The sequence below is a fragment of the Streptomyces sp. Act143 genome (assembly GCF_003143935.1).
Classification (GTDB): domain Bacteria; phylum Actinomycetota; class Actinomycetes; order Streptomycetales; family Streptomycetaceae; genus Streptomyces.
In genome coordinates, this window is the sequence record NZ_QFRX01000001.1 from 5,582,148 (window position 1) to 5,593,896 (window position 11,749).

The 11,749-nt window shown below is 73.0% G+C and carries 9 protein-coding genes; 2 read left to right on the top strand and 7 right to left on the bottom strand.

What is annotated here, in order from left to right:
• Nucleotides 1–49: 49 nt before the first annotated feature.
• From DI272_RS25365 to DI272_RS25375, 3 genes are all read right to left on the bottom strand, one after another.
• Nucleotides 50–1,012, bottom strand: coding sequence for a 3-hydroxyacyl-CoA dehydrogenase NAD-binding domain-containing protein (locus tag DI272_RS25365; protein ID WP_109497571.1), 963 nt, complete (start codon nucleotides 1,010–1,012; stop codon nucleotides 50–52).
• On the bottom strand, nucleotides 1,009–1,794 hold the full coding sequence (locus DI272_RS25370) for an AfsR/SARP family transcriptional regulator (RefSeq protein WP_109497572.1): 786 nt from the start codon (nucleotides 1,792–1,794) through the stop codon (nucleotides 1,009–1,011). Before DI272_RS25370 ends, DI272_RS25365 begins: the two co-directional genes overlap by 4 nt.
• A 125-nt stretch (nucleotides 1,795–1,919) precedes the next feature.
• Nucleotides 1,920–2,525, bottom strand: a complete 606-nt coding sequence (locus DI272_RS25375) for a response regulator transcription factor (RefSeq protein ID WP_109497573.1) — start codon at nucleotides 2,523–2,525, stop codon at nucleotides 1,920–1,922.
• A gap of 216 nt (nucleotides 2,526–2,741) precedes the next feature.
• Between DI272_RS25375 and DI272_RS25380 the strand changes: the two genes are divergently transcribed.
• Both DI272_RS25380 and DI272_RS25385 read left to right on the top strand, forming a co-directional pair.
• Nucleotides 2,742–3,764 carry a beta-ketoacyl-ACP synthase III gene (locus DI272_RS25380; RefSeq protein WP_309221670.1) on the top strand — a complete coding sequence of 341 codons (1,023 nt, stop codon included), beginning with the start codon at nucleotides 2,742–2,744 and terminating at the stop codon, nucleotides 3,762–3,764.
• A complete protein-coding gene (locus tag DI272_RS25385; RefSeq protein WP_109497574.1) occupies nucleotides 3,761–4,282 on the top strand; it encodes a flavin reductase family protein in 522 nt (173 codons plus the stop codon). Before DI272_RS25380 ends, DI272_RS25385 begins: the two co-directional genes overlap by 4 nt.
• Nucleotides 4,283–4,394: 112 nt before the next feature.
• Here DI272_RS25385 and carB read toward each other — a convergent pair whose 3' ends face one another.
• Genes carB through DI272_RS25400 form a run of 4 tightly spaced genes read right to left on the bottom strand, consistent with a single transcriptional unit; the run spans nucleotide 4,395 to nucleotide 11,683 of the window.
• A complete protein-coding gene (carB, locus tag DI272_RS25390) occupies nucleotides 4,395–7,271 on the bottom strand; it encodes a carbamoyl phosphate synthase large subunit (protein WP_109497575.1) in 2,877 nt (958 codons plus the stop codon).
• Nucleotides 7,264–7,422 (bottom strand): hypothetical protein, encoded by a 159-nt coding sequence (locus tag DI272_RS44630; RefSeq protein ID WP_181387311.1) that lies wholly within the window; start codon nucleotides 7,420–7,422, stop codon nucleotides 7,264–7,266. Before DI272_RS44630 ends, carB begins: the two co-directional genes overlap by 8 nt.
• A gap of 58 nt (nucleotides 7,423–7,480) precedes the next feature.
• Entirely contained in the window at nucleotides 7,481–9,355 is a 1,875-nt protein-coding gene (locus DI272_RS25395) for a carbamoyltransferase (RefSeq protein ID WP_109497576.1), read from the bottom strand.
• An 18-nt stretch (nucleotides 9,356–9,373) separates the two neighbouring features.
• Nucleotides 9,374–11,683 (bottom strand): iron-containing redox enzyme family protein, encoded by a 2,310-nt coding sequence (locus DI272_RS25400; RefSeq protein ID WP_258314671.1) that lies wholly within the window; start codon nucleotides 11,681–11,683, stop codon nucleotides 9,374–9,376.
• Nucleotides 11,684–11,749 lie beyond the last annotated feature (66 nt).

The following is an 11,749-nucleotide window of genomic DNA, read 5'->3' on the forward strand; positions in this document are numbered from 1 at the left end:
GAGGAAGGGCCGGGGCGCGCTCGCCCCGGCCCTCATCGCTGCCTCGCCTTCAGACGGCCGGCCCGTCGCTCTCCACCGGCCCGGACTCCCGCACCGCTGCGATCACCGCGTTCTGCCCCCGGTCGCGCCAGGCGGCGAGCCGCTGGTAGTCGTACCCGCCGAACGCCTCGTCGGCCTGGTCGAGCAGGGTCTCCTTGAGCTCCTCGTCGACCGACGGGTTGCCGAGCCCGGCCCAGCCGCGCTCCAGTCCGTCGCCCAGGTGCGCCATCAGATGGCGCAGGCCGCCCGGGCCGCCGCCCAGATGGAAGGCCCGGAAGGGACCGGTGACCGCCCACCGCGAGCCGAGGGAGGCGGTGACGATGTCGTCCAACTCGCCCACGGTGACGACGCCTTCGCGCACCAGGTGGATGCTCTCGCGCAGCAGCGCCGACTGCAGCCGGTTGGCCACGAACCCGGGCACGGCGCGGCGCAGCAGCACCGGCGTCTTGCCCAGATTGCGGTAGAAGTCCATCGCCGCCTCGACCCGTGCGGGGTCGGCCTCCTCGGCGGCCACGACCTCCACCAGCGGCACGATGTGCGGCGGATTGAACGGATGCCCCACGATCACCCGCCCCGGCTTGCCGAGCGTGGCGCCCAGGTCGGCCGGGAGCAGCGTGGACGTCGAGGACAGCAGCAGGGCGTCCGGCGCGGCCTCGGCGACGGAGCGGAAGACGTCCTGCTTCAGCGCCAGGTTCTCCAGGACGTTCTCCTGGACGACCTGGGCCCCCTCGGCGGCCTCCGCGGGGCTGCCCCAGAAGGTGAGCCGCGCGGCCAGTTGCCCGGGGGGCAGCCGCCCGCCGGGCAGGGAACGGGCGTACAGCGGAAGGGCGCGTCGGACCTGTTCCTCGGCGTCCGGGCGGGTGCTGCTGATCCGGACGTCGAGGCCGGCGGCGGCGAACAGCGCCGTCCAGCCGAGGGCGATGGTCCCGGTGCCGAGAACGGCGACCGTGCGGGGGCTCTCGAAACCGGTCATGCCGCACTCCGCTCGTTGTCGCGTCCGGAACTGAGGATCTCCTGGTGCAGCCGCTGGATCCGGGTGCACGGCTCCACGCCGAGCTCACGCATCAGCGTGCCGCGCAACTGCTGGAACGCCTCCAGCGCCCGCCAGGTGTGGCCGGAGCGGTGCAGGGCGGTCATCAGCAGCGCCCAGATGTTCTCGCTGAGCGGGTTGTGGGCGGCGACGGTCACCAACTCCGCGAGGATCTCCCCGTGCCGCCCCATCCGCAGGTCGGCCGAGAGGCACAACTCCAGAGCGCGGGTGCGGGCTTCGTCCATCGCGAGGATCTCGATGTCCAGGATGCGGCCGGCCGGTACGTCGGCCAGTGCCGGGCCGCGCCACATGTCCAGCGCCTCCCGCAGCAGGGCGGAGGCCTCGGCCGGTGCTCTGCGCTCCAGCGCGAGGGCGCCCGCCGCGGCCTTCTCGTGGAACTGCGCCATGTCGGACCGGCCGGGCTCGGCGCCCAGCTGATAGCTGCCGAACCGGGTGATGAGAACGTCTTTCGCGGTGAGCGGCGAGCCCGCCGGGAGAGCCTTCCTGATGAGCCGCCGTAATTGCATGACATAGGTCTGCAACGTGGTCTGTGCGCTGCGGGGTATGTGCTCACCCCACAGTTCCTCCATGAGCGTCGGGATCGGGACGAGATGTCCCGACCGCAGGGCGAGAAGTGCCAGAAGCTGACGGGGTTTCCCGGCACTGGGCACCAGTGATGTGCCGGCCAGGCGTACGTGCAGCGGACCCATTACCTCGATATCCATAACTCGGCCTTCGCTGGGTAATCAGGACGGCCTCGAGTCTGGCACGAGTAATTCGCGGTTCCCAGTGATCTCTTCATGACTCGACGGGATATTTTCATGTCTCGCCGAGGGAATATGACAGGACGTCAGATAAGCCCGTCCTCCCGCGCCATCCGGATGGCATCGACGCGATTCCTGGCGTTCAACTTGCTGACGATCGACGTCAGATAGTTGCGCACCGTGCCCGCGGACAGGTGGAGCTGCGCGGCGATGTGGCCCGCGTCGTGCCCGTCCGCCGCGCGCGCCAGCACTTCGGTCTCGCGTGGGGTGAGGATCCCGGAGCCGAGGGTGAGGGCCTCCAGCGTCATCTCCTGGTCGTAGACCCGCTGTCCCGTCATGACGTCGCGCACCGCGGCCGCGAGCCGGTCCGGCGGCGCGTCCTTGAGGAGCAGTCCCGCCAGCCCGGCGTCCAGGGCCCGGCGCACGACCGCGGGCCGTGCCGTGCTGGTCAGGAGGAGGGTGCGGCATTCCGGCAGGGTCGCGCCCAGCTCCACGGCGGCGGTCAGGCCGTCGGTGCCGGGCAGTCCCACGTCGATGAGCGCCACATCGGGCCGCGTCCGCCGGGCGGCGGGCACGATCTCGTCACCGTGGCCGATCTCGGCCACCACCGTGAAGTCCGGTTCGAGGTTGAGCAGGGCCACCAGTGCCCCGCGGACCATGTGTGCGTCCTCCGCGATGAGTAGGCGTACCACGTCCGCGGCCTCCCCCGAGCTGCCTTGGTCATCGGCTGAAAAGAGCCTTGCCCAACAATACGGCTGGTACTGACGTTGTCACAGACAACTATCAGCCAATCAACCAAGTGTGTGGTCGGGGTCGAGTCGTACTCGAGAAGTGCTCCACCGGCCGCGGTGACGGTGCGCCGTGTTCTTTTCTCACTCCTGCGGATTCTTTCTCGTCAGGACGGCGAAGTGGAGAAGGCGTTGACAAGAAGGACAGGTATCAAGGTTTCCGATACGCCGCACCCGCGCACGAGTTCATACGGCAGGATTCTCGGCGTCGGCAGCTATCGCCCGCGCGCGGTGATCGACAATGCGGAGTTGTGCCGGACGCTCGACTCCACGCCCGAGTGGATCGAAACCCGCTCCGGTATTCGGGAGCGACGTTTCGCGGCCCCTGACGAAACGCTGGAGCACATGGCCGTGGCGGCGTCGGGCAAGGCGCTCGCCCAGGCCGGAATCGGCCCGGAGGACCTCGATTTCGTCCTGATCGCCACGATGACGAACCTGCTGCACGCTCCACCGCTGTCGGCCCGTATCGCACGCTCCCTCGGGGCGGACCGGGCCGCCGCCCTGGACACCTCCGCCGCGTGCTCCGGTTTCTGCCACACCCTGGCGATCGCCTCGGACATGGTGAGCGCGGGCAGCGCCCGCCATGTCCTGGTGATCGGCGCGGACCGGATGACGGACATCGTGCAGCGCACCGACCGGGGCAGCGCGTTCCTGTTCGCCGACGGCGCGGGCGCGGTCGTGGTGGGCCCGTCGGACGAGCCCGGGTTCGGCCCCGTCGTACGACGCACGGACAGCCGGTACGTCGACTCCGTCTGGATGACGGCTCCTTGGGCCGAGGGCGGTGAGCATCCGTGGCTGCGCATCGACGGCCGGCGCATCTTCCGCTGGGCGATGGACGAGGTGGCGCCGGCCGCGGAGGAGATGCTGCGGGTCGCCGGCGTCGCCCCCGACCAGCTCGGCACCTTCGTCCCGCACCAGGCGAACGTACGGATGATCGAGCTCATGGCGGACCGCCTCGGCCTGGGCCCGGAGACGGTCGTGGCCCGGGACGTCGTCCACACCGGCAACACCTCCGCCGCCTCCGTGCCGCTCGCGCTCGACGCCGTGCTCGCCGAGGGGCGGGTGAGCCGCGGCGACACCGCCCTGCTGATCGGGTTCGGCGCGGGGTTGAGCTTCGCCGGACAGGTAGTGGTGCTGCCATGACCGAGCAGACCACCGGCGTTCCGCGCTCCGTGCCTGCCGAGGCGTTCCGGGCGGCCATGGCCTGTCACGCGGCCGGCGTGGCGGTCGTCACCACCAGGGACGCGACGGGGCGCCCCTGGGGACTGACCGTCACCTCGTTCAACTCGGTGTCGCTGGAACCGCCCCTGGTCGTGGCGTGCGTGGCCCGACGCGCGGGCGGCTACCGGGCGTTCGCGGACTGCACACGGTTCGTGGTGAGCCTGCTGGACGAGCAACAGGAGGAGGTCGCGGCACGGTTCGCCCGCAGCGGCGCGGACAAGTTCCTCCCGCACGAGCACGACGCCACCGCCCCCGGCCCGCCCCCGGCGGTGCCGGGAGCCCTGTGCCGCCTCGACTGCCGCGTCCACGCCCGCCACCCGGCAGGCGACCACCTGCTCCTGGTGGGCCGCGTGACCGAGACCCACTACCGCGAGGGCGCCCCCCTCATCCACCACCGCCGAACCTTTCACACCCTGCGCTCGGACGCCGTACGGTCCTGAGGGCCGCGGCGTGCGAGCCGGCCGAGGGGGGAGGGCCGTAGCCACCGCATGAGGGCCCGGTCGGCGGGGCGAGGAACCGGAATCGTTCCTCGCCCCGCCGACCGGGCCCTTGTCAGTGCGTCGTGCGGGACTGCCAGTCCTGGAGTGAGCGGAGCCGGGCGCGTTCGCGCGGGCGCCGCAGGGCGTCGATGCCCTGGACGGCGGCGGCCAGGTCCCGGACCGTGGTCAGACAGGGAACGCCGTGGGCGAGTGCGGCGGCCAGGACCCCCTGGCCCTCGGTGGGGACCTCCCCCCGGTGGTGCGTGGCGACGACCAGGTCGATCTGCCCGTCGCGGACCAGCCGTGCGGCACTCGTCCGGCCGATCGTGTGGACGACGCCGGCCTTGACGCCGTTGCGCCGGAGCAGGCCCGCCAGGCCGCCGGTGGCCAGCAACTCGAAGCCCAAGGAAGCCAGTTCACGGGCCGGGAAGATCACCGAACGCCGGTCGCGGTCGGCGATGGACAGCAGGGCACGGCCCTTGGTGGGCAGCGGGCCACCGGCGGCCGCCCGGGACTTGGCGTAGGCGGTGCCGAAGGTCTCTCCGATGCCCATGGCGTTGCTGCTGCCGGTCGTAGTCCCGATGCCCATGGCGTTGCTGCTGCCGGTCGCGGTCCCGATGCCCATGGCGTCCCTGCCACCCGGCGTCTCCGTGCTGTCCATGGGCACCCCGCTCCCCGGCGTCCTCCCGGCCCGCGGCAGGGTCTGCCCGACGGCTACCGGCGCGTCCGGGGGCAGCGTGGCGCCGTCTCCGGTACCCCGCAGCAAGCCCTCCGCCCGCAGCCCGGCTATGGACGCGCCGAGCGCGATGCGGGCGGCGGCCCGCGCGAGCGGCACGCCGGTGGCCTGCGAGGTGAAGGGCACGGTCCCGGACACCCGGGGTTCGGCGCCGCGCACATGGACCACCCCACCGGCCAGAGCGCACCGCACGGTGAGCGCACCGCGCACCCCGAGCGCCCCGGCGAGCACCCGCGTGGCCGCACGCAGGCACTCGATGTCATGGCCGCCCAGCGTGACGGCCGGCAGGACGTGCACCGCACCGGCATCCGGGGCGTCGACCCACCCGAGCCGCTCCAGCACCCCGCCCAGATAGACCTCCTCCCCGTCGGACAGCGCGTCCACGGTGACCTCGACGGCATCGCGCACCACCTGCCCGATCACCACGGGCCACCCACCGCCGACGCCTCCGCGCGGAGCGAGCAGAGAGGCCAGCGCCCCGGCGTCCAGCACCAGTTGCTGCGTCGCCCCGGACCCTGTCCTGCCGCCCCGTCCACCACCGGCCCCACCGGCTCCACCGGCCCACCGGACCGTCACCGGATACCCGACGGTCTCGGCGGCGACCCGGGCGGCCTCGGGCGGTGAGGACGCCGTCGCGTGCCGTACGGCGGACAGCCCGACGGTGCGCAGGAGGTGCTGGAACGTGGCGTGCTCCTCGGTGGCGCGGACGGCTGACGGCGGGGCGCCGAGGACCCGTACGCCCTGGTCCGCGAGGTCCCGCGCGAGCCGCGTCGCATCCGCGCCGCCGAACTGCACACACACCCCGGCGACGGGACCACCGCGTCGCTCGGCGTGCACCACCTCCAGGACCGCCTCGGTCGTGAGGGGTGCGCAGTGGAACCGGTCGGCGGCCCGTTCGTCCCAGTCCGGGGACGCCGGGGCGCAGCCGACCACGACGGTCTTGTGCCCCGCCGCGCGCAGGGCGGCGGACGCCTGGAGCCAGGCGTGCGCGGGCCCGCTGCCGTGCTGCCCCAGGACGATCACCGCGGGCTTCGTACGTCCGGCCGCCGGCCCCCGCCCGTCCTGGCCCCGGTCCCGTCCCAGCATCGGGGGCACCGAGCGCACCCCCAGGGCGTACCGGAGCTCCCGGACGACGTCCTCGCGCAGCCCGCGGAGCTCACCGATCCGGCGGTCCCGAAAGCCGTGCCGCTTGGCCTCGGCGATGAGCTCCCTGGTCAACTCGGGCGCGGCGACCAGCTCGTCCGCCACCTTCCGGATCACGGAGAGCTGCTCGTCGAGCCAAGGATCGACCTCGGTACGCCGACCGCCCGTCATTTCGGGCGCAGCGCCCTCGTGCCCGCCCCCGTGCAGACAGGCCAGCGCCTCCTGGAGGGCCGCGGTGAAGGTGTGGCCGACGGCCAGTGCCTCCGCTCCCGAGGACGCGACCGCGCGGACGGCGACATGGCCGGGCGCGGGCCGGGAGCGTACCGGCGTCTCGGGGAGCGTGCGGCCGGCGGCCAGTTCGGCACAGATCCCCGCTATCGGCAGACCGGTGGCACACGCCACGAGAGCCGCCTCGCGTGCACCCCGCGGGTCCACGTCGAGGACGACAACGCGCCCGCTCCCCGGGTGCACCGCGCACCACAGGGTGCAGCCCCCGGCGCCCGCGCCGATCTCCCGGACCACGGACCGGCCGACGTCGCGCAGTGCCTCGTACAGCCGCGTCGTCGGCGTCCGCGCGGGCGCGACGGTGATCGTGCCGCCGCCCGGCAGGTCGAAGGTCTCGAAGGAGCAGACGACCTCGATGCCGTCGGTCCTGTCGCGCATCAGCTGGAGCCCGTATCTGCGCCACCCCGCAACGGCCCCCGCCCCGGCGGTGTCCGCCCCGACGACCTCCGCGGCCCGGTGGAGCGCCACGGCGTCGGTGCCGAGGAGCCGGACGCCGTACCGGTCGAGCGTGCCCGCCTCGTGCAGGGCCACGGCCGTGTCGACGGCCGTGCGTCCGTCGAGGGCCGGCAGCAGCGCGTCGGGGCGCTCCCTGGCGATGATGTGCTCGGCGGACTCGGGGGTGAGGGGTTCGACGTACGTGGCGTCGGCGAACCCGGGATCGGTGGTGGCCGTCGCGGGGTCGGGGTCGACGAGGACGACCCGCAGCCCCAGGTCCGTCAGTGCTTGGCACGCCTGTGGGCCGGCCCCGAGGACCAGGACCGACCGCACGGTGCCGGGCTCAGGCACGAGGCCCGCTCCAATAAGTACGGGCGTCCGGTCGCAGCGCGCGGTCCAGGGGGTCGCGCAGCAGCCGGGCGACCATGCCGGCCGGGACGACGACGAAGAGATAGGCGACGGCGAGCAGCGCCAGGACGCAGGCGCGGCGAAGCGCATCCATGATGAGGCCTCTCAGCAGGGGGAGTTCAGTCCGGGAATCCAGATGCCAGTCCAGGGGTTCAGTCCAGCGGGATCAGTTCGCGCCAGTTGTCGTTCTCCGGCCACGCCGGCTGCTCCGCCTTCTCGATCAGGAAGCCGCCGATGGCCAGCGTGTCGATGTTGGTGCGCATGAAGCAGCGGTAGGCGTCCTCCGGCGTCGCCACGATGGGTTCGCCCCGCACGTTGAACGACGTGTTGACGAGGACAGGGCACCCGGTGAGCCGGTCGAACTCGGTCAGCAGCCGGTGGAACCCGGGGTCCTGGTCCGCGTCGACCGTCTGCACCCGGGCCGAGCGGTCGACATGGGTGACCGCCGGGACGGTGGACCGGGGAACCTTCAGCAACTCCAGACCGGAGACCTGCCCAGCGCCCTGCCCAGCACCCTGCCCGGAGTCCCGCTCGGCGAGCTGCTGCCGTGCCGCGATCCGGGCGACGATCAGCATGTACGGGCTCGGCTGCCCCAAGTCGAAGTACTCCTGGGCCCGTTCGGCCAGCACCGCGGGCGCGAACGGCCGGAACGACTCACGGAACTTGATCTTCTGGTTCATCGCGGACTGCATCGCCGGATCCCGCGGGTCGCCGAGGATGGACCGGGAGCCGAGCGCCCGCGGGCCGAACTCCATCCGCCCCTGGAACCAGCCCACCACCTTGCCCTCGGCGAGCTGCCCGGCCACCGCGCGGCTGAGCTCCTCGGGGCCGAGCCGGCGGTGCGGGATGGCGGAGGCGTCCAGGTATGCCTGGATGTGGTCGTCGTCGAACCGGGGGCCGAGGCGGGAGGCCCGCATCGCGTCGCCGCCCGTGCGGGTGTGGCTCCGGGTGCGGGCCGGCCCCCGCTGGGCCAGCAGTGCCGCCCCGAGGGCACCACCCGCGTCACCGGCGGCCGGCTGGACCCACAGTTCGTCGAAGATCCCGGCCTCGGCGAGCTTGCCGTTGGCGACGCAGTTGAGCGCCACCCCGCCCGCCAGGCACAGCCGGCTCTCCCGGGTGAGCCGGCGCGCGGTCCGCGCCAGCTTCAGCATGATCTCCTCCGTCACGGCCTGCACCGACGCGGCCAGGTCGAACTCCCGCTGGGTCAGCGGGCTCTCCGGCTCCCGGCGCGGACCGCCGAACAGCTCCTCGAAGCCGCGGCCCGTCATGACCTGCCCGTACTGGAACGCGAACCGGCGCAGGTCGAGCCGGAAGGAGCCGTCGTCCTTGATGTCGACCAGCCGCTCCCGGATCAGGTCGGCATAGACGGGCTGCCCGTAGGGGGCGAGTCCCATGAGCTTGTACTCGCCCGAGTCGACCTTGAATCCGCAGAAGTAGGTGAACGCCGAGTAGAGCATGCCGAGGGAGTGCGGGAAGGACAGCTCGGCGACCGGGACGACCTCCCCGGCCACGCCGTGCCAGATCGACGTGGTCGTCCACTCGCCCACCCCGTCGACGCACAGGACGGCCGCGGTCTCGTACGGGCTGGGCAGATAGGCGGACGCGGCGTGCGACTCGTGGTGGCCGAAGGCCATGATCTCGGGGACGGGACCGGAGAACAGTTCGCCCAGCCGGTCCCGGACCGTGTCCGGCGCCCGGCGCTTCCAGCTCAGCCAGTCGGGCATCACCTCCCGGAACGAGCTCCAGGAGCGCGGTGCCGTACCGACATAAGTGGCCAGGACCCGGCGGAACTTGAGATCCGACCGCTCGTAGTACGCGACGGCGTCGAGGTCGCCGAGGGAGAGGCCCGCCTCGTCCAGGCAGTAACGGACGGCGAGTTCGGGAAAGGACGGGTCGTGGCGGCGTCGGCTGAACCGCTCCTCCTGAGCGGCGGCGACGATCCCGCCGCCGTCGACCACGGCGGCAGCGCTGTCGTGGTAGTACGCGGACAGACCCAGGACGGTGGTGACGGGGGCATCAGATGCCATGGACCGAGCTCCTCGGTGTCAGTGGGAGGCGGGCGCGAGGCGCGCGAGGGGCGGGGTACGGCGTACGGTGCGCAGCGCGGCGTAGAGGGCGGCGGCCCGGCCGGCGGGCGGGTTGAGGGAGCGCTGGCCGACCCGGACGCGCTCCCAGACCTCGCTCTCGCCGCCGGGCCCGGGGCGCGCGGGCAGCTCGTTGAGATGGCTGTCGATCGCGTCGGCCGCCCACGCAGAGTGACCGGTGGCCACGTTGTCGATCGTGTTGTGGAGATCGACGAACTGGGTGCTGAAACCGTGGTGCCGCAGCGCCACCCGGGCATCGCGGTAACTGCCGCCGACCCCGGACAGCTCCATCGCCAGATTGAGCCCGAGGATCTCCGGCATGAACTCCTCCGGGAACCGGGAGACGCTCAGCCAGAACACCGGCATGGCGAAGGCCTCGTCGCGCAGTCGGGGCCAGGCGATGAACTCGGGCGAGGCGGTGGGCGGCAGATCGATGCCCATCTGGCGCAGCAGGGCCCGGTAGATCCGCGGGTGGTTGAGCTCCAGCTCCCCGTTGCCCAGCTCGTCCCAGTAGGTACGGAACAGGAAGTGGCCGGCCCGGGACGCGGCGAGCCGGTAGTCCGTGAACCCCTGCAACCAGCCGCCGTCGATCATGATGAGCGGCGCCAACTGGAGTGTGGAGTCGATGAGTTCGGCCCGGCTGGGCAGGTCCACCCGCTCCTCGTCGAAGCCCTCGGCATGCTGGTCGTGGGCCCGGGCCAGCCAAGGGCGCAGCCCGTTCTCCCGGTCCCAGCGCTCGGGCAGGGCACCCTTGGCCGGCCGGTTGAGGGCGTATCGGGAGCGGGCCAGCCAGCGGGTCGCGTAGGCGTGCGCGAACGCGCGCAGACCGGGCGAGTCGGCGCGCCCCAGGAGCAGGGGGTAGGCCTCGCGGGCCGCGCGCGGGGTGAGGGCGGGGCGGCGGGCGGTGGCGGGACCGCGCGGTGCGGGGGCGGGCGTCGCGACGGCCGCCCGGGCCACCGCCCGCGCCGGTCCGTCCCGTCCGGGCCAGTCCGCCTGAGCCCGGTGCAGCCCGGCCTGACGGCTCGCGGTGTCCGTGGCGCTCGGGGCGTCCGCGGTGTCCGCCGTGTCCGCCGTGTCCACGGCATCCGGGGGGTCGGGATGCAGCACGGACCCCGGTTCGGGAAGGCGCCGTATCCACCGCCGCAGCAGGGCGAGTTCCTCCTCGGTGAAGATGCGGAACATGGGCCCCTCGGGGCCGATGAGCCGGCCCAGCAGCGGGCTGGACTCAGGCTTTCCGGGGCGGACGAGTCTGCTGCGGGCCAGCGCCGCGAGGAAGGGCGCGGGACCGGCGCCGACATCGGTGAACCACTCCGACAGCGGGCGTCCCTCCAGCCGGAAACCGGAGTGGTAGACCGCCGCCTGCCGGGCCCGGGTGTGGATCAGTCTCCAGACTCCGTAGTCGGGGTGCAGGGACAGCGCGGTCTCCTGACGCAGCCGCTCGCTCCAGGCCCGCACCTCGCGCAGCGCCCACCGGAACCCCTCCAGCAGCAGACCGGCCGTACCGTCGGGGCCCGGTACGGCACCGGGCTCGGCCGCCGCCGTCAACTGCGCCCGTACGGCGGCCCAGGACAGTTCGCGCCCGGGTGTTCCGCCGACGGCCCGCGCCGCGCCCAGGTCGAGCGTCTCGTACGTCTCGTCCTGGGCGTCCGTGGCCCGCAGCACGGCAGCGAGCGGCGGCAGCACGCCGAGGTGGCGCAGGCACAGGTCGGCTCCGAGCAAGTGGCAGCGGTAGGTGTCGGGCAGCCGGCTCATCGTCAGCAGCAGCGCGGGCAGCCGGAAGCTGAACCCGTCGACGGACTCGCTGCCCGCGAGCAGCACGCCGGGCAGCTCCTCCGCGACACCGTGGCGCCGCAGCAGCTCACGGAAGTCGCTGCCGCGATCGGCCAGCGGGAGCCCGACCCCGACGTCCGCGGCGTACAAGGTCAGGGTCCGCAGGACGGGTTCCGTCTCCGAGTTGCCGGGTGCCGACAGCCACTGCAGCCAGGCCCCGGCACTGAGCGCGAACGGGGCGCAGTTGCGCAGCACCCGGCGGACGGCCTCGTCGAGATCCTCCCCTTCGCCAGGGAGCACCGCGGCGAAGGCGTCGGTCTCCGCGGCGCTCCACCGGGCGGCTTCCGCGCACAGCGCGAGCATCTGCCGTTCAGCGGCCTCGGGGTCGGAGCGGGCGTGGACATCGGTGGACGGCAGACCCCGGCCGTCCTCCGGGGCGAGCGGATCGGGAGCGCCCGGAGACAGGGCGCGCAGGTACAGCGTGCGGTAGCGGGAGGACATGACGCAGCGGCACCTTCCCTCAGAACATCGGGTAGATGGTGTTGTCCTTGCGGCGCCGGCGGCGAT